Source organism: Friedmanniella luteola (genome assembly GCF_900105065.1).
GTDB lineage: Bacteria > Actinomycetota > Actinomycetes > Propionibacteriales > Propionibacteriaceae > Microlunatus > Microlunatus luteolus.
In genome coordinates this window covers 3,356,745-3,381,574 of sequence record NZ_LT629749.1, presented here as the reverse complement: position 1 = coordinate 3,381,574, position 24,830 = coordinate 3,356,745, and the positions used below count along the sequence as shown (strand labels likewise).

Here is a 24,830-nt window from a genome sequence, read left to right as displayed (position 1 = left end):
GCGGATCGACCACCGTCAGGGTGGTCGGTCCGCCGGCAGGGCCTCGACCCGCGGCGTGCGGGCTCACCTCCTGACGGTGACGGCCACCTTCGCGGTCCCGGCCGCCACCTGGGAGGTGCCGCCGTAGGACACGGTGTAGGTGTGCTTGCCCGCGGCGACCTTGGTCGCCGTCCAGGTCGCCTTCCCGCTCGTGACCACGAGGCCGGACTTGAGCGTCCTGGTGCCCTCCCTGACCGTCACGGTCCCGCCCAGGCCGGTCTGGCCGCTGGCCTTGACCGCGATCGCGACGGTCACCTTCCGCGACGACGGCGAGCTCGCCCGGAGGGTCAGGACGGGCGCGACCTTGGCCTTGACCGTCGTGGCCAGCGTCGTCGTCGCCGGCTTGACCGCGGTGGTGCCGCTGTAGCGGAGCGTGTAGGTGTGCCGGCCGCTGGTCAGGCGCTGGCCGGTCCAGGTCGCCCGCCCGGCGGTCACCGGCAGCCCGCTGACCACGGTCTTGGTGCCCTCGGCGATCGTCACCGTCCCGCCCGACGCGGGCTGGCCCGCCGCGGTGACGGCCGCGGCGACGGTCAGGACGCCGACCGACGGTGACGTCGCCGAGGCGGCGACCGTGGTGGTCGCCCGGTCCCCGACGGTGGCCACCGTGGTCACGCTGGCGGGCGCGACACGGCTGGAGCCCAGGAACCGCACGGTGTAGGTGTGGGCCCCGGGCCGGAGCCCGCTGGCGGTCCAGGCGGCGCGGCCGTCGGTGACCGCGACCGGGGCGCCGACGAGGGCGGTGCCCTCCCGGACCTCCAGCCGGCCGTCCGGGCCCTGCTGCTCACCCTTCCCGGTGACGACCACGTCCAGCGCGAGCCGGCCCGGGGCCGGCGAGGCGGTCCGGACCTCGAGCTCGGCCTGGACGGGCCCGCCCACGCTGACGGCGGCGGCGGGGGAGGTGGCGGGGCTGACGCGGGCCGTGCCGCGGAAGCGGACGGTGTAGCTGCGGTCGCCCGGCGTGACCCCGCTCAGGGTCCGGGTGGCCCGGCCCGCGGCGAGGGGGACGGCCGGCGCGACGACCGTCTCGCCCTCGAGGATGTCGACGGTGCCGCTCGGGGCCGGCTCGCCGGCGGCCGCCACGGTCACCGACAGCCGGACCTCGCCCTGGTCCGGGGAGGTGGCGGTGACGCTGACCGAGGCGGGCGTCGTCACCAGCGTCGTCGGCTCGGAGCGGTCGACCACGGGTGCCCGCCCCGCCACGCGGCCGGTGGCCTCGACCCGGATCGCGGACCCGGTGTCGGCGGAGGTCAGCAGCAGCGCCGTCCCGGTGGCGTCGGGGATCGCCAGGTCGCCGCGGAACCACTGGTAGGTCGTCGTCGTGCCGGGCAGCGACCAGGCGGGCGCCACCGCCGTCAGGACCTGGCCGACCTGCGTGGTCCCGGTCACCGCGACCTCCGTCGTCGCCTCCAGGGGCAGGTCCGCGTCGGGGTCGAACAGGGCCACGGTGTAGCGGTAGGGGGAGATCGGCTCCCCGCGCTTGAGGATGCCGGTGACGGTCACGGTGTAGTCGCTGGCCGCGGAGCCCTCGGGTCGGGCGATCGCGCCGACGTCGAAGACCAGCGAGCCGAAGGTGGGGTCGACCGGGGCCTGGGTGACGGCGACCTCGCCCGCCGGCCCGGTGACGCCGACGGTGGCCCGGCTCAGGTCGTAGTCGGGGTCCCAGGTCGTGAACGACCAGCGGCCGCCCGGCTCCAGGGGGGCGGGGACGTAGCCCGCGGAGGGCCAGCTGGTGTAGCGGGGAGCGGTCGTGAAGCTCTTCTCACCGGCCACCCACAGCGCGTTGGCCGTGCCCACCGTGCCGTTGCCCATCGTGGCCGTCCGGGGGTTCTGCAGCCACCAGCGGTGACCGGCGGCCCGGTTGCCCTCCCCGGCGTCGTCCATGTAGCCGCGGACGACGTCGGCCCCCGCGTAGCCGAGGGCGAGGTTGGAGCGGGCGGCGGCGTCGGCCCCGTCCTCGCTGAAGCAGACGGCGCTCCGCGCCGGCGCGTGGCTGAGCTGGTTGTTCGCGTAGCCGATGAGGGCGGCCTTCTGGGCCCGGGCCGAGTAGTCGGCGTCGAAGGTGACCGGGGCGACGCCGCTCAGGGCGCGGAAGTAGTTCACCAGGTCGCGGGTGGCGTTCTGCAGCGCCGCGGGTGTGCCGCCGGCCCGGCAGGTGGTGCGCAGGTCGGTGGCCGCCGCCGGCGCGCGGACGGCCATCGCCGGCAGGTAGACGTCGTGGTAGACCGCCGCCACGGAGGCGCGGTCGCGCGGGTCGACCGCGGCGACGGTCGACGGTGCGGGGGCAGGCGCCGCCTGGGCGGGGGCCGGGCTCAGCACCAGCAGACCGGTGAGCAGGAGGGGCAGGCCCAGGGCCAGGGAGCGCGCGCGAACAGGGATGGCTCGGGGGATCGCCAACATGGCCCGAAGTCTGTCAGCGAAGTGGAGGAACGCCGCCATCCGGCCGAAGAGTCAGGACCAAAGTCCCGGCCCTGGTCAGGAGGGGTGAGGGCGGGTCAGGAGCTCCGCCAGGGTGACGGCTCGGCGGCCCGCGAGCTCGGCCAGCTGGGTCCGGCAGGAGAACCCGTCGGCCAGCACCACCGCGTCCGGTCGGGACTCGACGGCGGGCAGCAGGTCGTGCTGGGCGACCTTCACCGAGACGTCGTAGTGGCCCTTCTCGGCACCGAAGTTGCCGGCGAGGCCGCAGCAGCCGCCGACCGTGGTCACCGTCGCGCCCGAGGCGGCCAGCAGGTCCGCGTCGGCCTTCCAGCCGATCACCGAGGCGTGGTGGCAGTGCGGCTGGGCGACCAGCTCGACCCCGCTCAGGTCGGGGGGACGCCAGCCCTCCGTGCGGGTGAGCAGCTCGGCCATCGTCAGCACGCCGGCGGCGAGGTCGCCCACGCGCGGGTCGTCCGGCAGGAGCTCGGCGGCGTCACTGCGCCACACGGCCAGGCACGACGGCTCGAGCCCGACGACGGGCGTCCCGGCGGCGACGTGGGGGTGCAGCACGTCGAGCGCCTCCCGCAGCTGCCGACGGGCCCCGTCCCGCTGACCGGTGCTGATCCAGGTCAGGCCGCAGCAGGCGTTGCGCTCCAGGAACTCCGGGGCGTACCCGGCCTGGGTGAGCAGGGCCACCGCGGCCTCGACGCCCTCACCGGTGAAGCAGTCGGAGAACGAGTCCACCCAGAGGACGACGCGTCGGCCGCCGCTCGCCGGCACGTCGACCCGGTCGCGGGCGGCGCGGGTCGCGAACCGGGGGAGCGCGCGGCGCTGGTCGACGCCGGCGCTCCAGCGCACCACCCGGCGCAGCCCCGGGGTGGCCATCGTGGTGTTGATCAAGGTCGAGAGCGCGCGGTTGCGGGTGATCATGCGGCCCCAGCGCGGCAGCCAGCCCAGCGTGTAGTGGCTGCGCGGCCTGATCTTGCCGCGGTAGGTGTGGTCGATCACCTGCGACTTGTACGACGCCATGTCGATCCCGGTGGGGCAGTCGCGCGCACATCCCTTGCAGGACAGGCAGAGGTCGAGGGCCTGGTGCACGGCGGGGGACTTCCACCCCATCGTGATCACCTCGCCGTTGATCATCTCCTGCAGCACCCGGGCGCGCCCGCGGGTCGAGTCCTTCTCCTCGCGGGTGGCCTGGTACGACGGGCACATCACGCCGAGCCCGGGGGTGGTGTTCGCCAGGCACTTGCCCACCCCGGAGCAGTTGTGCACCTCCTGCGCGAAGTGGTCGACCTTGCCGACGAGCGCGACGGCGCGCAGGTCGGCGTCGAAGGGGCGGGGGTCGACGAGGACCCCCGGGTTCAGCAGGTCGTCGGGGTCGAAGGCGGCCTTGACCTCGCCGAAGAGGCGGATGGCGTCGGCGGAGTACATGGCCGGCAGCAGCGACGAGCGGGCCCGGCCGTCGCCGTGCTCGCCCGACATCGAGCCGCCGTAGCGGGCGACCAGGGCGGCCGCCTCCCGCAGGAAGGCGCGGTGCACGGCGTCGCCGCCGGCGGTGGTCAGCGGGAAGTCGATGCGGACGTGCACGCAGCCGTCGCCGAAGTGGCCGTACGGCAGCCCGTCCAGCCCGTGGCTGGCGAGCAGGGCGTCGAAGTCGCGCAGGTAGCTGCCCAGGTGCTCGGGCGGGACGGCCGCGTCCTCCCAGCCCGGGTAGGCCGGGGACGCGAGGCTGACGCCCGCCAGCCCGGCCCCGTCCTCGCGGATCTTCCACAGCGCCAGCGCCTGCCGGGGGTCGTCGACCACGAAACCGTCGAGGGCCTGCCCGTCGGCCAGCACCCGCTCGGCCCGGGCGCGGACCTCGGCCGCGTCGTCGCCCACCACCTCCACGAACATCCAGCCGTCGCCCCGGGGGAGCGGCGGCACGGCCGCCTCGCCGTGGGTGCGCCGGACGACCTCGACGATCCGCCGGTCGAGGCCCTCGGCCGCCGTCGGCCGGTGCGGCAGGATCGCCGTCGCGGCGTCCCCGGCGTCGGCCATCGAGGCGTAGCCGAGCGCGACCATCAGCTTGTGCGGGGAGTCCTCGACCAGCCGGACCGTCGCGCCGAGGATGACCCCCAGGGTGCCCTCGGTGCCCGCGAAGAAGCGGGCGACGTCGAAGCGACGCTCCGGCAGGAGGTGCTCCAGGCTGTAGCCCGACACCTGCCGCCCGAAACGGCCGAACTCGGTGCGGATGGTGCCGAGGTTGGCCCCGACCACCTTCTTCAGGGCGGTCAGGCTGGCGAAGGCGTCGACGCTCTCGGTGCCGTCGAGCCGGAGGCGCTCGCCGCTGCCGGTCAGCACGTCGAGGGCGACGACGTTGTCGGCGGTCCGGCCGTAGCCGAGCGCCCGCGGCCCGCACGCGTTGTTGCCGATCATCCCGCCGATGGTGCAGCGGTTGTGGGTCGACGGGTCCGGTCCGAACCGCAGCCCGTGCGGGGCGGCCGCGACCTGCAGCGAGGACTGCACGACGCCGGGCTCGACGGTCGCGGTCCGGGCGCCGGGGTCGAGCGCGGTGATCGCGGTGAGGTGCCGGGCGGTGTCCAGCACCAGCCCCGGACCCACGGCGTTGCCGGCGCACGAGGTGCCCGCGCCGCGGGTCGTCACCGGCATGCCGACGGCCCGGGCGGCGTCGAGCACGGCGACCGCCTCCTCGACCGTGCGCGGGTGCGCGACCGCCTGCGGCACGACCCGGTAGAGGGAGGCGTCGGAGGAGTAGAGCGCGCGGGTGAGCTTGGTGGAGTCCAGCGTGTGCGGGACCCGGCGGCGGCGGAGCTCGGCCCGGAGGTCACCGACCTCGGGCAGCTCGGCGACCGGGTTCGGCAGGCTCACGGCGTTCGGCATGTCGACTGCATGCTAGTCGCCGGCGTCGTGCCCACTCCGGCCGCGAGCGGGGGTGGACGACGAGCCCGGGGTCAGTCGTCGCTCGCGGCCAGCACCGCGGTGAAGGCCCGGCCGACCGCTCGGTAGTCCTCCGCGGTCATCGCCTCGACGAAGTTCCGGCGCACGGCCTCGACGTGGGTGGGGGCCGCGGACTCCAGCAGCGCGAAGCCCTCGTCGCTCAGGTGCGCCCAGACCCCGCGCCGGTCGGTCGGGCAGCTGGCCCGGTCGACCAGCCCGGCGGCCTCCATCCGCGACACCGTGTGGGTGAGGCGGGACCGGGACTGGTGCACGGCGTCGGCCAGCTCGGACATCCGGACCCGGCGCTCCGGCGCCTCGGACAGCGTGACGAGGATCTCGTACTCGCCGAGGTCGAGGCCGAACGCGCGCAGGTCGGCGTCGAGCCGCTCGGCGAGGCGGGCGCTGCCCAGCAGGTAGGCGCGCCAGATCCGCTGCTGATCGGCGTCGAGCCAACGAGGTGCGGTCTGGGCGCGGGGCATGACCGCGAGTCTAGCCGAGATGTAGTTGACATTTCAATCAGACGGGGCCACACTGGATCTCAGTTGAACCATCAACTCAGTGCCGGGCTCCGTGTCGGCACCCCGTCCCTCCTGAGGAGAACAGCATGACCACCGAACTCGTCGGATCCGGCCTCGTCGCCGGCACCTGGACCGTCGACCCCAGCCACTCCACCGTCGGCTTCACCGTCCGGCACCTGATGAGCAAGGTCCGCGGCACCTTCACCGACTTCTCCGGCACGATCGTCACCACCGACGACGCGACCGCCAGCTCCGTCGAGGTCGCCATCACGAGCGCGTCCATCACCACGAACAACGAGCAGCGCGACGGCCACCTGCGCTCCACCGACTTCTTCGACGCCGAGGCCGGCCAGCAGCTGGTCTTCGTCTCCACCGGCGTGGTCGAGGGCCCGGACGGGCACGTCATCACCGGCGACCTGACCATCAACGGCCGCACCCGCCCCGTCGAGCTGGCCGCGGAGTTCCTCGGCGTGGCCGTGGACGCCTACGGCGTGACCCGGCTCGGTGCCGAGGCCAGCACCACGATCAGCCGCAAGGACTACGGCGTCGACTTCAACGTCCCGCTTGAGGGCGGCAAGCTGCTCATCGGCGACAAGATCGACATCAACCTCGAGATCGAGGCCGTCCTCGCCTGAGGACCGCCGCCCGCGTCAGCGTGCGAGCCGGCGAGGTGACGGCACCTCGCCGGCTCACACGATCTGCAGCGAGTCGACGGCGGCCAGCACCTCCGCGACCGTGACGGCGAGCAGCGCCGGGTCGGGCTGGTCGGTGAAGGGGGAGGAGCCGCGCAGCGCGGCATGGGTGAGGGCGACGTGCGGTCCCGGCGGCGGGCCCCAGTGCTCCGGCGGGGCGGGCCCGAAGACGACGACCGAGGGCCGCGCGTAGGCCGAGGCCAGGTGCCCGGCACCGGTGTCGGCCGTCACCACCAGCCGGGCCCCGGCCACCAGGGCCGCGAAGTCCAGCAGCGGCAGCCGTCCGGCGAGCACCGCGGCCGCGGGCAGCCCGCCGACCTCGGCCACCCGGCGGGCCCGCTCCACGTCCCGTGCGCCCCCTGTCACGACGACCTCCAGGTCCCGCGCCCGCAGCGCGGCGGCCACCGCGCCGAACCGCGCCACGGGCCACTCCCGCGAGCCGAAGGCGGCACCGACGTGCACGACCACCGCCCCGGGGTGCGGGCTCGGCAGGTCCGGGGGCCGCAGGGCCAGGTCGAGCGGGTCGGCCGGCATCCCGTGCGCGGTGACCAGGCTCGCCCAGCGCTCGCGCTCGTGGACGTCCTCCGGGTGCTCGGGGCCCTCCCAGCCCGGCGCCCGCCAGCCGACCAGCCGCTGCGGCCGGACCGCCTCGCAGACCGCCCGGCTGCGCGGGCCGTGCCCGTGCAGGTCGACCGCCGCCTCCACCCGACCGGGTGCGAGGTCCAGCGGGGCCAGCTCCACCGTCGGGAGCAGCACGTCGACGGCGTCGGCGAGCTCCACCACCGGCTCCAGCCAGGCCGACGTCGCCAGCACGACGCGCGCGTCGGGTCGGGCCCGGCGGATCCCGCGCAGCGCCGGGACCGCGACCAGCAGGTCGCCCAGCCCCAGGGCGCGCAGCACCAGCAGCTCCGGGCGCCCGTCCGGCTCAGCCAGCCTGTCCACGTGCGCCTCCCGTCCTCGCGGCCGCGCGCCGTTCCTGCACCGCATCGGCCAGCAGCGCCCGCACGTCGGTCAGCACGCGGCCGGGGTCCACGTCCGCGACGATCGACGGGTCGTGCTCGCAGCGCTCGGCCGTCCAGCCCGGCTCGCTCAGGTCGCGTCCGCAGACGGGGCACCGGGTGGTGAACCCGACCTGGATCCGGTGCCGGCTGCGGCTCAGCGGTGCCGCGGTGACGACGTTGCCCACCCAGTAGACGCCGGCGGTCCGGGTCCCGACGGCCGCGGCGACGTGCCGGGGGCCGGAGTCGTTGCCCAGCACGACGTCCGCCGCGGCGAGGGTGCCCACCAGCTCGCCCAGCGTCTGCTCACCGGCGCGGGAGGTGAGCAGGCCGGCCGGGTCGGCGACGCTCGCTCGGAGCTGCTCGGCCAGGGCGACCTCCGCGGTGTCCCCGACGAGCTCCACCCGGACGCCGTCGGCGACCAGGGCTGCGACGACGGTGGCGAAGCGCTCGACGGGCCAGTGCCGGCGGGGGTCGCTGGCGCCGGGGTGCACGACGACGGTGGGCGGACCCGTCCGCGTCGCGTCCCGCTGGGCCCGCTCGACCGCGCGCAGCCGGAGCCGTGGCTCCAGGCTGGTCGGCACAGCGCCGGCCAGCGCCACCACCTCCAGGCCGCGCAGCACCTCGTGCTGCAGGTGCAGGAAGGGCCGGGTCCGCTCCAGGGCCGGCGCGTCCTCCGTCGCGCTGCCCACGGTGTGCCGGGCGCCGAGGCCGAGCAGGAACGGGTTGGAGTTGCGGCCCCCGCCGTGCAGCTGGACGGCGAGGTCGACGTGCTGCTCGCGGAACCACCGGCGGAAGGCCGTCGTCGCCGCCGGGTCCTCGGGTCCCGCTCGCAGGCCGGGGTGCACCGGTAGCTCGACGAGGGCGTGGAACGGGGAGGGCCGGCCCCCGAGCAGGGCCAGGTGGGCGGGCGTGCCGATCAGCGTCAGCTCGGCGCGGGGGTAGGCCGCGGCCAGCGCCTCGGCGGCGGGCAGCGACTGGACGAGGTCACCGATGCCGCTGCCGCGGAGGACGGCGATGCGGCGCACGCCGGGGAAGCGGGGTCGGCCGACCCCCACCCAGCTCTCGGTCCCGTCCACCCGCACCTCCGCTCGTCGCCGACGCAGGGGGATTCTGGTGCACCTCCGCTACGGTCGCTGCACAGGGCCACCCACTTCTCCTCCTCGGGCCCGTCGAGGCGCGGAGAAGTGGGTAGGAGGAGGGGACATGGGGAGCGAGACCAGGACCGGCCCCGCCGTCGCCGGTCGCGGATCGGCGGCGGCGTGACCACCCCCTCGGCTGCGGCGGACGCCGTCACCCCGGACCTGCCGCTGACGCTGCGCGACCGCGCGCCGCGGGTCGTCGTGGTGGGCGACGTGATGCTCGACCGCTGGTGGGTCGGCTCCAGCCGCCGGCTGTCGCGGGAGGCCCCGGCGCCGGTGGTCGAGGTCAGCGGACGGCACGAGGCGCCGGGCGGGGCGGCCAACACCGCGATGAACCTCGCCGCGCTGGGGGCCGACGTGCGGCTGGTCGGCCTGGTGGGCGCGGACGAGGCCGGTCGGGCGCTGCGCGCGCTGCTGGAGCGGGCCGGCGTGGAGGTCAGCGGGCTGCTGGACCCACCCGACGTGGCCACGGTCACCAAGACGCGGGTGGTGAGCGACGACCAGATGCTCGTCCGGATCGACGACGTGCCGCCCCTGGTGCTCACGCCGGCGCTCGAGGAGGAGCTGGCCACCGCCACGGCGAAGGCGCTGGTGGAGGCCGAGGCCCTCCTCGTCTGCGACTACGACTCGGGGGTGCTGCTGAGCGCCGTCCAGTCCGCCGTCGGCCGGCAGGCCCGGCCGCCCCTGGTGGTGGTCGACGCCCACGACCCCGCGCCCTGGGCGGCGCTGCGACCCGACGTGGTCACGCCGAACGCGGAGGAGGCGTTCCGGCTGCTCGGCCGCGCGGTGCCCCACGACGGCACCCGGATGGCGGCGCTCACCGCGGCGGCCGCGGAGCTGCGCACGCGGTCCGGGGCGGCGTCCGTGCTGGTCACCCTCGACCGTGACGGCTCGATGCTGCTCACCGGCGACGCCGACGGCCGGCCCTTCCGCACCCCGGGCTCGCCCCGGGCGGAGAAGCAGGCCGCCGGGGCGGGGGACACCTTCGTCGCCGCCCTGACGCTGGCCCGGGCCGCGGGCACCTCGCTGGAGGTCGCGGCCCGGCTGGCGCAGGCCGCCGCCGACGTCGTCGTCCAGCGGTTCGGCACCTCCGTCTGCTCCACCGACGAGCTGGTCGAGCACCTCGGCGTCGGGGACGCGGCGCTGGACGAGGAGACCCTGCTCCGCCGGGTCGCCGCCGACCGGGCGGCGGGCCGCCGCATCGTGTTGACCAACGGCTGCTTCGACGTGCTGCACCGGGGCCACACCACCTACCTGCAGCAGGCGGCGCAGCTGGGGGACGTGCTGGTCGTCGCCGTCAACAGCGACCGCTCGGTCCGCCGGCTGAAGGGGCCCGAGCGGCCGATCAACGGCGAGGCCGACCGGGCCGGCGTGATCGCCGCCCTCAGCTGCGTCGCCCACGTCACCGTGTTCGACACCGACACCCCGGTGCCCCTGCTGGAGCGGCTCCGGCCGGACGTCTACGCCAAGGGCGGCGACTACCGGCCCGAGCAGCTGGTCGAGGCCGCGGTCGTCGAGTCCTACGGCGGCGAGGTGCGGATCCTCGACTTCGTGCCCAGCCAGTCCACCACCGACGTGGTCGGGCGGATCCTGGCCCGCCGCGGCCAGCCGCTGCCCGACTGAGCCGGACTTCTGGCGGCTGGACCACCGGGACGGTGGTCAGACCGCCAGAAGTCCCACCGGCCTCAGCCGCGGGCCAGCATCCGCGCGATGTCGTCGGCGAAGCGCACCTCGGAGTCGTCCTGCGGCGCGTAGCCGACGACCTCGCGGGCGTTCGTGATGCTCCAGAAGGTGCGCGCGTTCGCCGAGACGCCGTAGAAGATCTGGAACGGCACGCCGAAGCGGTCCTCGACCGAGGGGGCCTCGACCGAGCGCGTGAACAGCTGGGCCAGGTCGCGGGCGCTGATGTAGCCCGCGATGTCGCGCAGGTAGCGCTCCAACGGCCGGTCGGCGAAGTCGGCGGCGTCGATCTCCCGCGGGGCGACGATGCGCACCAGCACCACCTCGACGGCCCTCCCCAGCGCACCGCAGGCGTAGAGGAAGCCCAGGGACTCGTACGCGGCCTTGGCCCAGCCGTAGTAGGTGTCCGGGCGCGGGTAGTCCTCGGGCCCGACCCGGTCGATCCGGTGCTGCGCCCACGGCTGCTCGTACCACTTCGACGCCTGGTTGGTGCTGGCCGCGACCACCCGGCGGACGCCCGCCGTCCGGGCCGCCTCGAAGACCCGCTGGGTCATGTCGACGTTGCGCCGCTCCTCGGCGTAGCTGGGCTCACCGGCCGGCCGGACGTAGCCGCAGTGCACGACGGTGTCCACGCCCTCGAACAGCGCGTGCAGCTCCGTGTCGTCGACGGCCAGCAGGTCGACGAGCTCCACGCCCTCGACGACCTGGCCGTCGCGGTCGGTGGCGCGGACGTCGACCAGCCGCAGGTCGTAGGCCTCGCGCAGCGCCGGCAGCAGCTGCCCCGCCACCGTCCCCGTCGCCCCCGTCAGCAGGACCCGTCGTCTCCCGGTGCTCATCGGGCGACCGTAGTGCAGCGGCCGACGACGGCGCTCCCGGGGCGTCGGCCGGCCCCCGCGGAGGCCCGGGAGCGAGTAGTGTCGCTCCTACCTACTGACGGGTAACTTGGAGGCCGCGATGAGGCGCACCATCTTCGACGAGGACCACGAGGCGTTCCGGGACACCTGCCGGACGTTCGTCGACCGGGTGCTCCGGCCCGACCAGGAGAAGCACATCGCCGACCACGGCTTCGGCCGCGACGTCTGGCTGGAGATGGGCCGGCTCCACCTGCTCGGCCTCGCGGTGCCGGAGGAGTACGGCGGGATGGGCCTGGACGACCCGCGGTTCTCCATGGTGCTCAGCGAGGAGCTCTCCAAGCTGTCCTTCGCCTACCCCTCCTGCGTCGGGATCCACGCCGACTGCGTCGCCCCCTACCTGGTCGACCTCGGCACCGAGGAGCAGAAGCGGCGCTGGCTGCCCAGGTTCTGCACCGGCGAGCTGCTGACGGCCATCGCCATGACCGAGCCCTCCGGCGGCTCCGACCTGGCGGCGCTCAAGACCCGGGCCGTCCGCGACGGTGACGGCTGGGTGCTCAACGGCTCGAAGACCTTCATCACCAACGGCTGGTCCGCCGACCTGGTGGTCGTCGCCGCCCGGACCAGCCCCGAGAAGGGCGCGCGCGGCATCACCCTGTTCGCCGTCGAGACCGGCATGCCGGGCTTCGAGCGGGGTCGCAAGCTGGACAAGGTGGGCCAGCCCGAGTCCGACACCGCCGAGCTGTTCTTCGCCGACGTGCGGCTGGGGCCTGAGCAGGTGCTCGGAGAGGTCGACGGCGGGTTCGTCGCGATGATGGAGCGCCTGGTCACCGAGCGGATCGGGGCCGCGGTCTACAACCTGTCCCACGCCCGGCAGATCCTCGACGAGACGCTGGTCTACGTGCAGGAACGGCAGGCGTTCGGCCAGCCGATCGGCACGTTCCAGGCCAACCGTTTCACCCTGGCCGAGCTGGTCACCACGGCCGACGTCACCCAGGCCTTCGTCGACGCCTGCGTGATGGAGCAGGTGCACGGCCGGCTCACCGCCGTCGACGCCGCCAAGGCGAAGTGGTGGACGGCGCAGGTGCAGAACGACATCCTCGACGCCTGCGTCCAGCTGTGGGGCGGCTACGGCTACATGAACGAGTACCGGGTCACCCGGGCCTGGGCCGACGCCCGGGTGTCGCGGATCTGGGCCGGGTCGAACGAGATCATGAAGGAGCTGATCGGTCGCGACCTCGGGCTGGGCGGCCAGCCCGTGAAGGCCCGGGCCCACTGATGCCCGACGCCGTCATCGTCGCCGCCGGCCGGACGCCCATCGGCCGGGCCGTCAAGGGCTCGCTCGCCTCCGTCCGGCCCGACGACCTCGCCGCCGGGGTGGTGCGGGCCGTGCTCGACCAGGTGCCCGCCCTGGACCCCGGCACCCTCGACGACCTCTACCTCGGCTGCGCGGAGCCGCGCGACGAGCACGGCGGCAACCTCGCCCGCCGGGTCGCCGTGCAGCTCGGTCTGGACGGCGTCCCGGCCGCGACCGTCAACCGGTTCTGCGCCTCGAGCGTGCAGACCGCGCGGATGGCCTTCCACGCGATCAAGGCGGGGGAGGGCGACGCCTTCGTCTCCGGCGGCGTGGAGTGCGTGTCCAGGTACCGCGGCTTCGGCTCGGCCGGCGTCGACGCGCCCGAGACCCACCACCCGGCCTTCGCGACGGCCGAGCAGCGGACCCTCGACTCCGCCCGCGACGGCCGCCCCTGGCACGACCCGCGGCAGGACGGCGAGCTCCCCGACGTCTACATCGCGATGGGCCAGACGGCGGAGAACGTGGCCGGCCTGCGCGGGATCACCCGGCGCGAGCAGGACGAGTTCGGGGTCCGCTCGCAGAACCGGGCCGAGCAGGCGATCGCCGACGGCGTCTTCGACACCGAGATCGTCCCGGTGACGCTGGCCGACGGCACCGTCGTGCGGACCGACGACGGCCCGCGGGCCGGGGTCACCCTGGAAGGCGTCGCGGGCCTCAAGCCGGTCTTCCGTCCCGACGGCACGGTCACCGCGGGGAACTGCTGCCCGCTCAACGACGGGGCCGCGGCGGTGGTGGTCATGAGCAGCACCCGCGCCGCCGAGCTGGGCCTCACCCCGCTGGCCCGGATCGTCGCGACGGGCGTCAGCGCGCTCAGCCCGGAGATCATGGGCCTCGGGCCGGTGGACGCCAGCCGCCGCGCGCTCGCCCGGGCCGGCATGGCGATGTCCGACGTCGACCTCGTCGAGATCAACGAGGCGTTCGCCGTCCAGGTGATCGCCTCCCAGCGCGACCTCGGCATCGACCCCGACCGGCTCAACGTGCACGGCGGCGCCATCGCGCTCGGCCACCCCTTCGGCTCGACCGGGGCGCGGATCATGACCACCCTGCTCAACGCCATGGTCCGCCGGGACGCCCAGCTGGGGCTGGAGACCCTGTGCGTCGGCGGCGGGCAGGGGATGGCGATCATCCTCGAGCGGCTGTCCTGACCGAGCTCCGGCCGTCGGCCGCAGCCTGAGAATCGGCTGTGGTCGGCGGCGCGGGCCGGCGTGCGCCGCCGGGCCCGATACGCTCAGGGGAAGCCCTCACCGTGGCAGGCCCGATCCTGAGCGTGCGCGGGGGGCGCCCAACTCAGCGAGGTGGAACACCATGACCGAGTCAGCGCTGCTGGCCTCCCGTCACCCCAGCGTCGCAGCGATGCTGGTCGACCAGGTCCGGGCCAAGGGCGGCCGGGAAGCCCTGCGGTACCTCGACGGTGACCGGTGGGTCTCCCTGACCTGGCAGCAGACCCAGGACCGGGTGTTCGCGCTGGCGGCCGGACTGCTCGCCCTGGGCGTCGGCCCCGAGGACCGCGTCGCGATCAACAGCGGGACCCGGGTGGAGTGGATCCTCGCCGACCTCGCGGTGATGTGCGCGGGTGGCGCGACCACCACCGTCTACCCCAACACCCAGCACGAGGACGTCAGCTACATCCTGGCCGACTCCGCGTCGAAGGTGGTCTTCGCCGAGGACGAGCTGCAGGTGTCGAAGGTGCTCGACCACCTCGACGAGCTGCCCGAGCTGACGACGATCGTGCAGATCGACGGCTCGCCGGCGCACGAGCGGGTGATCAGCTGGGACGACCTCGCCGAGCGCGGCCGCGCGCACCTCGCCGACCACCCTTCCGCCGTCGACGACGCCATCGCCCCGATCGGGCCGGAGCACCTCGCCACCCTCATCTACACCTCGGGCACCACCGGCCGGCCGAAGGGCGTCCGGCTGGTGCAAGACAACTGGACCTACCTCGGCGCTGCGCTCGAGGAGTTCGACATCATCGAGGCGGACGACCTGCAGTACCTGTGGCTGCCGCTCAGCCACGTCTTCGGCAAGGTGCTCATCGCCGCCCAGCTGCGGCTCGGCTTCGCCACGGCGGTCGACGGCAACATCGAGCGGATCGTCGAGAACCTCGGGGTGGTGCAGCCCACCTTCATGGCCGGCGCCCCGCGCATCTTCGAGAAGGTCCGGGCCAAGGTGATGACCTCGGCCAGCTCCGGCGCCAAGGCGAAGATCTTCGACTGGGCCTTCGCGGTCGGCCGGCGGACCACCCCGGTCCGGCTGGCCGGGAAGAAGCCGACCGGGCTGCTCGCGGTCCAGTACGCGCTGGCCGACCGGCTGGTGTTCAGCAAGATCAAGGCCCGGATGGGCGGCAAGATCAGGTTCTTCGTCTCCGGGTCGGCATCGCTGAACCGGGAGGTGCAGGAGTGGTTCTACGCCGCCGGCCTGCTGATCCTCGAGGGCTACGGGCTCACCGAGACCGGGGCCGCCACCTGCGTCAACAACCCCCGCGCGACGCGCTTCGGCACCGTCGGCCCGCCTCTGCCGGGCACCGAGGTCAAGATCGCGGACGACGGCGAGATCATGATCAAGGGCGCGGCGGTGATGCGCGGCTACCACCACCTCGACGAGGCCACCGCCGAGGTGCTGCACGGCGACTGGTTCGCCACCGGCGACATCGGTGAGCTGGATGATCATGGCTACCTGCGGATCACCGACCGCAAGAAGGACCTGATCAAGACCTCCGGCGGCAAGTACGTCGCGCCGCAGAAGGTGGAGGGCACGCTCAAGGCGGCCTGCCCCTACTTCAGCCAGGTGCTGGTGCACGGCGAGGGCCGCAAGTACATCACCGCGCTGATCACGCTCGACCCCGAGGCGCTCGAGGGCTGGGCGTCCGAGCACGGGGTCGAGCACGGCGACGGCCAGGACCTGGCGCAGCACCCGCAGGTGCGGGAGATGGTCGAGGGCTACGTCGCGACGGCGAACAAGCGGCTCGAGCGGTGGGAGACGATCAAGAAGTTCGAGATCCTGCCCGACGAGCTCAGCGTCGACGGGGGCGAGGTCACGCCCAGCATGAAGATCCGGCGCAAGGCCGTCGAGGGGAAGTACCACGACCTGCTGGAGAGCATGTACGACAAGGTCTGAGCCCGCCCCGGGACCCCCTGGCCCGGGCCGGTCCTCGTGGCCTGAGCCTGTCAAGCCCTTCGACAGGCTCAGGGAGCGGTGGCCGGTCAGGGAGCGGTGGGCCGGACTAGGACCCGCCCGCCTCGGTGAAGATGACCGAGCGCGCCTCGACGGTGCGGTCGGGCACCGTCGTCGGGGCTTCCAGGTGCACCGCCCCGCTGGGCAGCAGACCGGCCGCGCCCCGGCGCTCCATCACCCGCCACTGCGCGGCGACGTCCTCCCCGGCGTGCGCGGGGGGCAGGAGGTGCCAGAAGTCGAAGCCGCCCGACTCCACCAGGGCCGAGCGGCGGAACAGCGTGCAGGCCCCGATCCAGGCGATCTTGTAGGGCAGCCAGCCCTCCCGGGGCACCGGGACGCGCTCGGCCACGTGCACGAGGTTGGCGGCGCCGTGCAGCGAGGCCCGGGCGATCTCGGGGCTGTCGTCGCGCAGCCGCTCGGGCTGCACGGGGCCCTCCCAGGGCTCGAACGGGGTCTGCTGGTGCGGTCGCCGGTCGTCGAGGAAGCTGAGGCCCATCGGCGCGGTGCCGACGAAGCCGCAGCCGAGCCGCTCCAGCGCGTCGGACAGCCGGGCCAGCGTGCCGGGCTCCAGCCACACGTCGTCGTCGAGGAACAGCACCTGCTCGGCGGCGGAGGAGTCCAGCAGGAACTGGCGGTGCTCGGCCAGCCCCCGGCGGGGGAGGTGCTGGACCACCCGCACCTCGCGGCCCTGCGCGCGCAGCACGCGGACCATGGCCTCCACGGCCGGGGCGTGGTGCGCGGAGCCGTCGTCGGACTGGTCGCTGATCGTCACCCGGAAGGGCGGGTCGTCCTGCGCCGCCAGGCCGGCGAGCGTCACGGCGAGCTCGGCCGGCCGGTCGAACGTCGGCACGAGCACGTCGACGACCGGGCGCTGCGGCACGACCGGACGCGACCAGTCGCCCGACCAGCGCCGGGACGGCTCGGGTCCTGAGGTCGACATGCCCAGCCCCTCCCGCGCTGGGGCCCGGCGGCCCCTCCAGGGGGGCGGTACCTCTTCCGCCCGGGCCCAAACCGCCGCGGCGACGGGGGAGCGCGACGCCGGCCGGGTCAGCGGCCGCTGAGCCGGGCGAGCACCGCCGGGTAGTGGCCGTCGACCTCCGCGAAGCGCAACGGCTTCACGCGCTCGACCAGCACCTGCTCGACGTCCGGCTGGTCGGCCAGGATCGCCATCACCTCGTCGAGGAACGCCTCGAGCGGCATGGCGGTCGGGTCCTCGGCGAGCCGGTCCATCAGGCCCGTCTGCACCGCGGGCGGCACCAGCTCGACGACGGCGACGCCGGTCCCGGCCAGCTGGACGCGCAGGCTCTCGGTGAGGGAGTGCACGGCCGCCTTGGTCGCGCTGTAGGTGGGCGTCCCGGGCAGGGGCACGAAGGCCAGGCCGGAGGAGACGGTCATCACCGTGGCCGTCGGCTGCCGGCTGAGCACGGGCACGAAGTGGCTGAGCAGCCGGAGCGGGCCGAGCAGGTTGGTGGCCACGGTCCGCTCGGCGGTGGCCAGGAAGTCGGGTGAGGTCAGGTCCTCGGTCTGCATGATCCCGGCCATGATGACCAGGCCGTCGACCGCCGGGAACCGCCTGGTCACCTCGGCGGCGGCGCTGGCCACCGACGCCGGGTCGGTGACGTCGATCTCGACGGCGGCCAGCCGCGGGTCCTCGGCCACCACGGCGTCGAGCTGGGCGCGCCGCCGGCCCCCGACGACCACGGTGTTGCCCGCGTCGGCGAAGCGCCGGGCGAGGCCGAGGCCGATGCCGGAGGTGGCGCCGGGGATGAACAGGGTGTTGCCGGTGGTGCGCATGCGTCGTCCTTCGGGTCGGGGCGGTGAGCGGCTGCTCGGCACCGACTCTCCGGCGGCCCGCGACGCGGGACAAGGGGAGCGCTCATCCAGGGACCGGCACTCCCTGGTCCGGCGTCGGGATCGGCACCAGACTGGCGGCGTGGACCGGGACGGGCTGGCGGACTTCCTGCGACGTCGGCGCGAGACGTTGCGGCCCGGCGACGTGGGCCTCCCCGAGGGCGCGCGGCGGCGGGCGCCGGGGCTGCGGCGCGAGGAGGTCGCCGGGCTGGCGGGGATGTCGACCGACTACTACGCCCGCCTGGAGCAGCGCCGCGGTCCGCAGCCGTCGGGTCAGCTGCTCGCGGCGCTGGCCCGGGCGCTGCGGCTCACGCTCGACGAGCGCGACCACCTCGTCCGGCTCGCCGGGGAGAACGCGCCCGCGCGGGTGCGCCGCGGCGAGCACGTCAGCCCGGCGCTGCTGAGGGTGCTCGACCGGCTGGAGGACACCCCCGCCCTGGTGCTCTCCGACCTCGCGGACACCCTGGTGCAGAACCGGATGGCCGCGGCCCTGCTGGGCGACCACAGCCGCCACACCGGCCTGGCGCGGAGCGGCTACCACCGCTGGTTCACCGACCCGGACGAACGGCGGCTCTACCCCGAGGCCGACCACGCGCACCAGAGCCGCCTCCAGGCGGCCGGGCTGCGGGCCGCCCTCAGCCGCGGGGGGCCGGACCGGCGGGCCGCCGAGCTGGTGCGCCGGCTGCTGGCGACCAGCCCGGAGTTCGCCGAGGTCTGGGAGCGCCACGAGGTGTCGGTCCGCTTCGACGACCACAAGACGCTGGTGCACCCCGAGCTCGGGGAGCTCGAGCTCGACTGCCAGGCGCTGTTCACCGAGAACCAGGCCCAGGTGCTGCTGGTCCTCACCGCCGCGAACGGGACGCCCACCCACGACAAGCTGCAGCTGCTCTCGGTGATCGGCTCGCAGTCCTTCGCCTGAGCGCGCCCGGGTGCCGGTGCTCAGGTGCGCGGCCGGTGCCCCCTGATGGCCGCGGCCACGGCGGTGGCGTAGGCCTGCTGGCCGCGGGCGTTGGGGTGGAACGTGGCCGGGTCCGGCTGCAGCGGCGTCGTCGACGTGAGCAGCACCCCGTTGAGCCAGCGGGCGCCGGAGCCGCAGACGTTGTGGCTGGTGAAGGCGTCGGCGACGTCGACGAAGGTGGCCCGCACGCCGCGGTGGCGGGCCTGCTCGACCCCGGTCCGCAGGGCGGCGTTCAGGCCGTCGGCCTTCGACCGGATCCAGCGGACGTCCGCGCCGCTCACGTACAGCGGGGCCTGCACCGCCCCGGCCTGCACCGAGCCCACCCGGCAGCCGTAGGTGTCGAAGCCGGTGAGCCCGAACAGCCGGGGGTAGCCCGTCACGTACACCTGCGCCCGCGGCGCCCTGCGCTGGACCTCGACGAGCACCTGAGCCAGGCTCAGCCGGCCGGGCCCGGTCGGGGCGGCGCCGGCCAGCCCGGCGGTCGCCGCGGCGACCCGGCCGTCCAGCAGCTCACGGCACCCGGGACGGCCCGGGACCACGGCCTGGAGCTCGGGGACCGGGGTGTAGGTGCACGCCCCCAGCACCGAGGCGAAGCCGACGTCGTTGCCGCCGACGGTCAGGGTCACCGTCCGGGTGCGCCGGCTGAGCGCGGTGACCTGGGCCGGCACGCCGTCGCCCGGACGCAGGTCGGCGACCACGTCGCCGGTCACCGCCCCCGAGCAGGCGACCGAGCGGATCCTCCGGACGGCGGGGCGCCGGCCCTCGTCGAGCAGCTCTGGGTAGGCCAGCGGCGAGCGGTGGCAGCGGTTGGTGGCGGTGTCGGTGCCGGCCCGGTAGGGGGCCAGACCCTCGCCCGAGGCGAAGGAGTCCCCCAGGGCGACGGCCCTCGGTGGGGCGGCCTGGGCCGGTGCGGCCACCACGGCCGAGCCGGCCAGGGCCAGGGCGACGGTCGCGACGACGGCCCGGAGCGGGCGGGTGCGGCGGGTGGGGTGGGATGCGGGCAGCGGCACAGCAGATCCGTTCGTCAGCGGTGAGGAGCACGGGGCGCGGCGCGCCTCAGCATCCTCGTGGCCGGCGCGTCGCGCAAGAGCGAGCCAGCCGGGCCCGGGCGGTGCTGGGGTCGGGCCGCCCCGGCCGGGTCTGGCAGCATGGCCCGGTGACCCGGCACCGCTACCGCAGCCCGATCCGCTGGGGCGACCTGGACGCGCAGGGGCACGTCAACAACGCCGCCTTCCTCGACCACCTCCAGGAGGCGCGGGTCGACTGGCTGCTGGCCGGCCCGCCCGAGATGGCCCACCTGCTGCAGGCCGGGGTGCTGGTCGTCAGCCACCAGGTGGAGTACCTCGCGCCGGTCGGCTACGGCGAGGAGCCGCTGCTGGTCGAGCTCTGGGCCGACACCGTCGGCGCGAGCCGCTTCACCATCGCCTACGACGTCTGGGACGGCGAGGTGCTGGCCGCGCGTGCCCGCACCGCGGCCACCCCCTTCGACCTGGCCGGCGGCGGGCTGCGGCGGCTGGACCCGGGGGAGCGCGCCGCCCTCCAGGCGGTGCTGGAGCCGCCGGTGCCGCTCCGCCCCCTGACCCGTTCGGCCGTCGTCGAGCCGGCGTCGCACTACCCGCTGCTCGTGCGCTGGTCCGACCTCGACTCCTACGGCCACGTCAACAACGTCAAGTACTTCGACTACGTCCAGGAGGCGCGGATCGTCCTGATGCACGCCACCCTCGACTGGCAGCCGGAGGACGTCTGGGTGGTGGCGCGGCAGGACCTGGAGTATCGCCGGTCGATGGACCTGCAGCCGGAGCCGTACGACGTCGTCACCTCGGTGAGCGCCGTGGGGACCCGCTCGTTCACCCTGGCCGTCGAGATCCGGAACTCGCGCGACGGCGGGCTGCACGCGACCGCCCGCACGGTCGTGGTGGGGGAGCGGCCGCTCACCCCGGCGCAGCGGGCGGCGCTGGCCCGCTGGGCGGCCGTCGGCGTGGCACCGCACCACTAGGGTGGCGATCATGACCACCACCTCGGCGCCGAGCGACCAGACCCGATCCCTGCTGCTGCGTGAGCACGAGGTCGCCGTGGAGCCGGCGCCCGTGCCGGAGCCCGGGCCCCACCAGGTGCTGATCGAGGTCGCCGCCGTCGGCATCTGCGGTTCCGACGTGCACTACTACGAGCACGGCCGGATCGCCGACTTCGTCGTCGAGGCGCCGCTGGTCCTGGGCCACGAGGCGTCCGGCACGATCCGCGCGCTGGGGGCCGAGGTCACCGACCGGACGGTCGGCCAGCGGGTGGCCATGGAGCCGCAGGAGACCTGCGGCCGCTGCACCCAGTGCCTGGCGGGCCGCTACAACCTCTGCCCGCAGGTCCAGTTCTTCGCGACCCCGCCCGTCCACGGAGCCTTCGCCCAGTACGTCGTCCTCGACTCCTCGCGCGCCCACCCCGTGCCGGACGAGATCAGCGACGAGGCCGCGGCGCTGATCGAGCCCCTCTCGGTGGCCGTCTGGGCGGCTCGCAAGGCCCGCATCGAGCCGGGGGACCGGGTGCTCGTCACCGGGGCCGGACCGGTCGGCCTGCTCTGCGCCGACGTGGCCCGGGCCCGGGGTGCGTCCTGGGTGGGGGTCAGCGACACCAACGACACGCGGCTCGAGGTCGCCCGGCAGCGCGGCGCGAACCAGGTGGCCAACGTCGCCTCCGCCCCGCTGGACCAGCAGGTCGAGCCGGTCGACGTCATCCTCGAGTGCAGCGGCGCGACGCCGGCGGTGCAGGCGGCCTTCGGCGTCGCCGCCCCGGCCGCGCGGATCGTGCTGATCGGGATGGGGGCGCCGGACATGCAGCTGCCGGTGGCCACCATCCAGATCAAGGAGCTCGAGGTGACCGGCGTCTTCCGCTACGCCAACTGCTACCCGGCCGCCATCGGGCTCGCGGCCAGCGGTCTCGTCGACCTCGACGGGCTGGTCACCGGCAAGTTCGGGCTGGAGCAGGTGGAGGCGGCGCTGACGGCGTCCCGGACCGACCCGCACAGCTTGAAGCCGGTCGTCTACCCGGGGACCGCCCGCTTCTGAGCGGTTCGTGTGGCGAGTTCGGGGTCGATGTCGACCCCGAACCCACCACACGACCGGTTGCCTACAGCTGCAGGCCGCGGGCCGCGCCGGCGGGGCCGTCCATCCGGTTGACCATCGAGTACGCCGCCCGCTCCAGGTAGCTCCAGAGCTCCTGGGACTGGGCCGGCGTGAGGTGGTCGAGGGAGTCGACCGCGTCCCGCATGTGCCGCAGCCAGCGGTCGCGCATGTCGAGGGTGACCTCGAACGGCATGTGCCGCATCCGCAGCCGGGGGTGGCCGCGCTGCTCGCTGTAGGTGGTCGGGCCGCCCCAGTACTGCTCCAGGAACATCCGGAAGCGGGTCTCGGCCGGGCCGAGGTCGTCCTCGGGGTACAGCGCCCGCAGCGGTGGGTCGCCGGCGACGCCCTCGTAGAAGCGCTTGACGAGGGCCACGAACGTCTCGTGCCCGCCGACGGCGTCGTAGAAGGTCTGCAGGGGCGGTGCTGACTCGGTCATCGCCCCCATCATCCCCCACCGGACCACCCCGACTTCCTGGCCGGCCGGCCCGTGGCCGCGGGCGGGCTGGCAGGATGAGTCGCGCCCACCCGACCTGAGTCGGTCGGGTCCGACACACACGAGGAGATGCCATGGCTACCGTCCGCACCGCAGAGGCCCACTGGGAAGGCTCGCTGATGGAGGGTCAGGGCGAGGTCGAGCTCGTCACCTCCGGCGTCGGCAGCTTCGAGGTCAACTGGGCCTCGCGCGCCAACGAGTCCGACGGCCGCACCAGCCCCGAGGAGCTCATCGCCGCCGCCCACTCCACCTGCTTCTCGATGGCCCTCTCGCACGGCCTCGCGCAGGCCGGGAACGCGCCGACCTCCATCGACACCACCGCCGACGTGACCTTCCAGGCCGGCGAGGGGATCACCGGGATCAAGCTGACGGTCAAGGGCGTCGTCCCCGGCCTCACGCCGCTCCAGTTCGAGGAGGCGGCCCAGGACGCCAAGAAGAACTGCCCGGTCTCGCAGGCGCTCACCGGCACCACCATCACCCTCGAGGCCAGCCTCGTCGAGGCCTGATCCTCCTGTCACCGGGGTCCGCGTCCGCCCCCGGGCCCCGGCCGGCGCCCGAGCCCGTGCCCGCCGCCCGAGCCTGTCGGAGGCCCTTCGACAGGCTCAGGGCGCGGGTCGGGCTCAGGGCGCGGACGGGCTCAGGGCGCGGGTCGGCTCAGGGCGCGGGTCCGGGCTCAGGGCGCAGGGGTGGCCGGCTCCTCGACCACCGGCGGCCGGCCGGCACCGCCCTGGGAGTAGTTGCCCACCCGGAGCACCTCGCCGTTGCGCACGTACCAGACGGTGCCGTCGTCGTCGCGGAGCGAGGTCACCCGCAGCCCGATCGCCTCGACCGTGCCCGAGGCCTTCTCCAGGTCGACCCAGTCGCCGACGCCCAGCTGGTCCTCGATCAGCATGAACACGCCGGAGATCAGGTCCTTGATGATGTTCTGCACCCCGAACGCCACGGCCACGCCGGCCACCGACGCGCCGGCCACCAGCGTCGTGATCTGGTAGCCCAGCTCGGTCAGCACGGTCAGCCCCGTGACGAGGATGACCACGAAGGTCACGAGGCTCTTGGCCAGGCTGCCCAGCGCGCCGATCCGCGCGTCCCGGCGCTGGGGCACCGCGTCCGGCGCCTCGAACAGCACCTGGGCCGCCTTGAACCGGGTGACGGGGGCCCGGCCCACGGACTGCCGGACGGCGCGGTCGACCAGCCGGTGCACCACCACCCGCGCGACCACCGCCACCAGGAGCAGGAACGCGATCCGCAGCGGGACGAAGGCGGCGACCTCGGCCGCGGTGTCGGGGAACCAGGTGGGCATGGCGGCCAGCCTAGGGTCGCGGAACTGTCAGCGGCGGCACCGACAATGCGGTGGTGAGCAACCACACCGTCGGCCAGAGTGGGGCCGTGCCCCCTCCCGCCGCACCCTCGTCCTCGCGGGCCGACGCCGGCGGTCGTGCCCCGGTGCAGGACGGCCCACCCGACTGGCGCCTGCTGCTCGCCGTCACCACGACCGTGCTCGCCTGGGCCTCGGCCTTCGTCGTCATCCGGTTCGTCGGGCCCGTGTTCTCCCCGGGCTCGCTGACGCTGGGCCGGCTGCTGGTGGGCAGCGCCGTGCTGAGCGTGGTGGTGGCCGGGCGGCGCAGGGTCCGGCTGGGCCGGCGGGACTGGGGTCTCGTCGCCCTGATCGGCGTGGCCTGGTTCGGGGTCTACAACGTCGCCCTCAACGCCGGTGAGCAGCACGTGGACGCAGGCACGGCCGCGATGCTGATCCAGGTCGCGCCCATCCTCATCGGCGTGCTGGCCGGGTTGCTGCTGGGAGAGGGCTTCCCGCGGGCGCTCGTGGTCGGCGGCCTGGTCGCGTTCGCCGGCACGCTCCTGATCGGCGTCGCCACCAGCACCGGGGACGCCGACCTCGTCGGCGTGCTGCTCGTGCTGCTCAGCGCCGTCGTCTACGCGGTCGCCATGGTGGCCCAGAAGGTGGTGCTGCGCCGGGTGCCCGGGCTCCAGGTCACCTGGCTGGCCTGCCTGGTGGGCACCGTCGCCACCCTGCCCTTCGGGCCCACGCTGGTGACCGAGGTGCGGCAGGCGCCGACGTCGGCCCTGCTCGGCGTGCTCTACCTCGGCGCGGTCCCCACCGCGCTCGCCTTCTCGACCTGGGCCTACGCCCTCAGCCGCACCAGCGCGGGCCGGCTCGGCGTGACGACCTACGTCGTGCCGCCGATCGCCATCGCCCTCGGCTGGCTGTTCCTGGAGGAGGTGCCGGCCCTGCTCGCCGTCGCGGGCGGCGTGATCTCCCTGGTCGGGGTGTCCCTGGCCCGGCGGCCGACACGTCCTCCCGTTCCCGGGACCGCGGCCTGAGGGCTACCGGGCCTGCCCGGACCAGAGGTCCTGCAGGGGGCCCGCGGCCCCGGCCGGGCCAGCTCCTCGTGCAGGCAGGTGACCGCGATGGCCGGTTGCCGGTCCTCGGCGACCACCAGCCGACGGCGCGGGCACGGACGACGCCACCGGCGTGCAGGCGACCAGGCCCAGCGCGGCCACCAGAGCGACGGCCCTGCGCCGTGCCGGCCCGGTCATCCCCACCCCCGAGCACGAGCATCGTCGCCTCCCCGGGCCCGGGGAACGGACCGGAA

The 24,830-nt window shown here is 74.8% G+C and carries 21 protein-coding genes; 10 read left to right on the top strand and 11 right to left on the bottom strand.

The genetic code is table 11. The features are described from left to right. Nucleotides 1-63: 63 nt before the first annotated feature. From BLT72_RS15925 to BLT72_RS15915, 3 genes are all read right to left on the bottom strand, one after another. Complete coding sequence (locus BLT72_RS15925) at nt 64-2,436, bottom strand: Ig-like domain repeat protein (protein ID WP_157720529.1); 2,373 nt, start codon at nt 2,434-2,436, stop codon at nt 64-66. 75 nt (nt 2,437-2,511) lie between these two features. Further along, nucleotides 2,512-5,337 (bottom strand): FAD-binding and (Fe-S)-binding domain-containing protein, encoded by a 2,826-nt coding sequence (locus BLT72_RS15920; RefSeq protein ID WP_091414019.1) that lies wholly within the window; start codon nt 5,335-5,337, stop codon nt 2,512-2,514. 71 nt (nt 5,338-5,408) lie between these two features. After that, nucleotides 5,409-5,873, bottom strand: a complete 465-nt coding sequence (locus tag BLT72_RS15915; RefSeq protein ID WP_091414018.1) for a MarR family winged helix-turn-helix transcriptional regulator — start codon at nt 5,871-5,873, stop codon at nt 5,409-5,411. 125 nt (nt 5,874-5,998) lie between these two features. Between BLT72_RS15915 and BLT72_RS15910 the strand changes: the two genes are divergently transcribed. Beyond that, nucleotides 5,999-6,547 (top strand): YceI family protein, encoded by a 549-nt coding sequence (locus BLT72_RS15910; RefSeq protein ID WP_091414017.1) that lies wholly within the window; start codon nt 5,999-6,001, stop codon nt 6,545-6,547. Between the two features lie 54 nt (nt 6,548-6,601). On the opposite strand, the gene BLT72_RS15905 is transcribed toward BLT72_RS15910, so the two are convergent. Next, complete coding sequence (locus BLT72_RS15905) at nt 6,602-7,546, bottom strand: glycosyltransferase family 9 protein (protein WP_231930089.1); 945 nt, start codon at nt 7,544-7,546, stop codon at nt 6,602-6,604. Further along, on the bottom strand, nt 7,530-8,681 hold the full coding sequence (locus tag BLT72_RS15900) for a glycosyltransferase family 9 protein (protein WP_197677065.1): 1,152 nt from the start codon (nt 8,679-8,681) through the stop codon (nt 7,530-7,532). The genes BLT72_RS15905 and BLT72_RS15900 overlap by 17 nt, the downstream gene beginning before the upstream one ends. Nucleotides 8,682-8,864: 183 nt before the next feature. Between BLT72_RS15900 and rfaE2 the strand changes: the two genes are divergently transcribed. Continuing rightward, a complete protein-coding gene (gene rfaE2, locus BLT72_RS15895) occupies nt 8,865-10,367 on the top strand; it encodes a D-glycero-beta-D-manno-heptose 1-phosphate adenylyltransferase (protein WP_197677064.1) in 1,503 nt (500 codons plus the stop codon). Nucleotides 10,368-10,429: 62 nt separating this feature from the next. Here rfaE2 and BLT72_RS15890 read toward each other — a convergent pair whose 3' ends face one another. Next, a complete protein-coding gene (locus BLT72_RS15890) occupies nt 10,430-11,260 on the bottom strand; it encodes an NAD-dependent epimerase/dehydratase family protein (RefSeq protein ID WP_091414015.1) in 831 nt (276 codons plus the stop codon). 118 nt (nt 11,261-11,378) lie between these two features. Here BLT72_RS15890 and BLT72_RS15885 point away from each other — a divergent pair, with 118 nt between their 5' ends. The 3 genes from BLT72_RS15885 (at nt 11,379) to BLT72_RS15875 (ending at nt 15,746) form a co-directional block, all read left to right on the top strand. Continuing rightward, nucleotides 11,379-12,554, top strand: a complete 1,176-nt coding sequence (locus tag BLT72_RS15885) for an acyl-CoA dehydrogenase family protein (protein WP_091414014.1) — start codon at nt 11,379-11,381, stop codon at nt 12,552-12,554. Further along, nucleotides 12,554-13,777, top strand: a complete 1,224-nt coding sequence (locus tag BLT72_RS15880) for an acetyl-CoA C-acetyltransferase (protein WP_091414013.1) — start codon at nt 12,554-12,556, stop codon at nt 13,775-13,777. The genes BLT72_RS15885 and BLT72_RS15880 overlap by 1 nt, the downstream gene beginning before the upstream one ends. A gap of 160 nt (nt 13,778-13,937) precedes the next feature. Continuing rightward, complete coding sequence (locus tag BLT72_RS15875; RefSeq protein ID WP_091414012.1) at nt 13,938-15,746, top strand: AMP-dependent synthetase/ligase; 1,809 nt, start codon at nt 13,938-13,940, stop codon at nt 15,744-15,746. A 106-nt stretch (nt 15,747-15,852) separates the two neighbouring features. Here BLT72_RS15875 and BLT72_RS15870 read toward each other — a convergent pair whose 3' ends face one another. Together BLT72_RS15870 and BLT72_RS15865 are read right to left on the bottom strand one after the other, a co-directional pair. Next, nucleotides 15,853-16,743, bottom strand: coding sequence for a glycosyltransferase family 2 protein (locus tag BLT72_RS15870; protein WP_091414011.1), 891 nt, complete (start codon nt 16,741-16,743; stop codon nt 15,853-15,855). A 107-nt stretch (nt 16,744-16,850) separates the two neighbouring features. Continuing rightward, nucleotides 16,851-17,597, bottom strand: a complete 747-nt coding sequence (locus BLT72_RS15865) for an SDR family oxidoreductase (protein ID WP_091414010.1) — start codon at nt 17,595-17,597, stop codon at nt 16,851-16,853. 139 nt (nt 17,598-17,736) lie between these two features. Here BLT72_RS15865 and BLT72_RS15860 point away from each other — a divergent pair, with 139 nt between their 5' ends. Continuing rightward, nucleotides 17,737-18,573, top strand: a complete 837-nt coding sequence (locus tag BLT72_RS15860; RefSeq protein WP_091414009.1) for a helix-turn-helix transcriptional regulator — start codon at nt 17,737-17,739, stop codon at nt 18,571-18,573. Between the two features lie 20 nt (nt 18,574-18,593). On the opposite strand, the gene BLT72_RS15855 is transcribed toward BLT72_RS15860, so the two are convergent. Next, on the bottom strand, nt 18,594-19,622 hold the full coding sequence (locus tag BLT72_RS15855) for an SGNH/GDSL hydrolase family protein (protein WP_157720528.1): 1,029 nt from the start codon (nt 19,620-19,622) through the stop codon (nt 18,594-18,596). Between the two features lie 146 nt (nt 19,623-19,768). On the opposite strand from BLT72_RS15855, the gene BLT72_RS15850 reads away from it, so the two are divergent. Beyond that, entirely contained in the window at nt 19,769-20,608 is an 840-nt protein-coding gene (locus tag BLT72_RS15850; protein ID WP_157720527.1) for an acyl-CoA thioesterase, read from the top strand. A gap of 10 nt (nt 20,609-20,618) precedes the next feature. After that, nucleotides 20,619-21,668 carry an NAD(P)-dependent alcohol dehydrogenase gene (locus BLT72_RS15845; RefSeq protein WP_091414007.1) on the top strand — a complete coding sequence of 350 codons (1,050 nt, stop codon included), beginning with the start codon at nt 20,619-20,621 and terminating at the stop codon, nt 21,666-21,668. Between the two features lie 61 nt (nt 21,669-21,729). On the opposite strand, the gene BLT72_RS15840 is transcribed toward BLT72_RS15845, so the two are convergent. After that, entirely contained in the window at nt 21,730-22,161 is a 432-nt protein-coding gene (locus BLT72_RS15840; protein WP_091414006.1) for a globin, read from the bottom strand. A 131-nt stretch (nt 22,162-22,292) separates the two neighbouring features. Here BLT72_RS15840 and BLT72_RS15835 point away from each other — a divergent pair, with 131 nt between their 5' ends. After that, nucleotides 22,293-22,724 (top strand): OsmC family peroxiredoxin, encoded by a 432-nt coding sequence (locus BLT72_RS15835; protein ID WP_091414005.1) that lies wholly within the window; start codon nt 22,293-22,295, stop codon nt 22,722-22,724. A 167-nt stretch (nt 22,725-22,891) separates the two neighbouring features. On the opposite strand, the gene BLT72_RS15830 is transcribed toward BLT72_RS15835, so the two are convergent. Continuing rightward, complete coding sequence (locus tag BLT72_RS15830) at nt 22,892-23,518, bottom strand: mechanosensitive ion channel family protein (protein ID WP_091414004.1); 627 nt, start codon at nt 23,516-23,518, stop codon at nt 22,892-22,894. A 53-nt stretch (nt 23,519-23,571) separates the two neighbouring features. On the opposite strand from BLT72_RS15830, the gene BLT72_RS15825 reads away from it, so the two are divergent. After that, nucleotides 23,572-24,558 carry a DMT family transporter gene (locus tag BLT72_RS15825; protein WP_231930088.1) on the top strand — a complete coding sequence of 329 codons (987 nt, stop codon included), beginning with the start codon at nt 23,572-23,574 and terminating at the stop codon, nt 24,556-24,558. The last annotated feature ends 272 nt before the right edge of the window (nt 24,559-24,830 follow it).

Bases quoted from the DNA above. Each gene is read 5' to 3' on its own strand.
- BLT72_RS15915 (WP_091414018.1), bottom strand. From the start codon at position 5,873: ATGCCCCGCGCCCAGACCGCACCTCGTTGGCTCGACGCCGATCAGCAG.
- BLT72_RS15830 (WP_091414004.1), bottom strand. From the start codon at position 23,518: ATGCCCACCTGGTTCCCCGACACCGCGGCCGAGGTCGCCGCCTTCGTC.
- BLT72_RS15880 (WP_091414013.1), top strand. From the start codon at position 12,554: ATGCCCGACGCCGTCATCGTCGCCGCCGGCCGGACGCCCATCGGCCGG.
- BLT72_RS15910 (WP_091414017.1), top strand. From the start codon at position 5,999: ATGACCACCGAACTCGTCGGATCCGGCCTCGTCGCCGGCACCTGGACC.
- BLT72_RS15890 (WP_091414015.1), bottom strand. From the start codon at position 11,260: ATGAGCACCGGGAGACGACGGGTCCTGCTGACGGGGGCGACGGGGACG.
- BLT72_RS15845 (WP_091414007.1), top strand. From the start codon at position 20,619: ATGACCACCACCTCGGCGCCGAGCGACCAGACCCGATCCCTGCTGCTG.
- BLT72_RS15865 (WP_091414010.1), bottom strand. From the start codon at position 17,597: ATGCGCACCACCGGCAACACCCTGTTCATCCCCGGCGCCACCTCCGGC.
- BLT72_RS15925 (WP_157720529.1), bottom strand. From the start codon at position 2,436: ATGTTGGCGATCCCCCGAGCCATCCCTGTTCGCGCGCGCTCCCTGGCC.
- BLT72_RS15920 (WP_091414019.1), bottom strand. From the start codon at position 5,337: ATGCCGAACGCCGTGAGCCTGCCGAACCCGGTCGCCGAGCTGCCCGAG.
- BLT72_RS15885 (WP_091414014.1), top strand. From the start codon at position 11,379: ATGAGGCGCACCATCTTCGACGAGGACCACGAGGCGTTCCGGGACACC.
- BLT72_RS15835 (WP_091414005.1), top strand. From the start codon at position 22,293: ATGGCTACCGTCCGCACCGCAGAGGCCCACTGGGAAGGCTCGCTGATG.
- BLT72_RS15870 (WP_091414011.1), bottom strand. From the start codon at position 16,743: ATGTCGACCTCAGGACCCGAGCCGTCCCGGCGCTGGTCGGGCGACTGG.
- BLT72_RS15875 (WP_091414012.1), top strand. From the start codon at position 13,938: ATGACCGAGTCAGCGCTGCTGGCCTCCCGTCACCCCAGCGTCGCAGCG.
- BLT72_RS15840 (WP_091414006.1), bottom strand. From the start codon at position 22,161: ATGACCGAGTCAGCACCGCCCCTGCAGACCTTCTACGACGCCGTCGGC.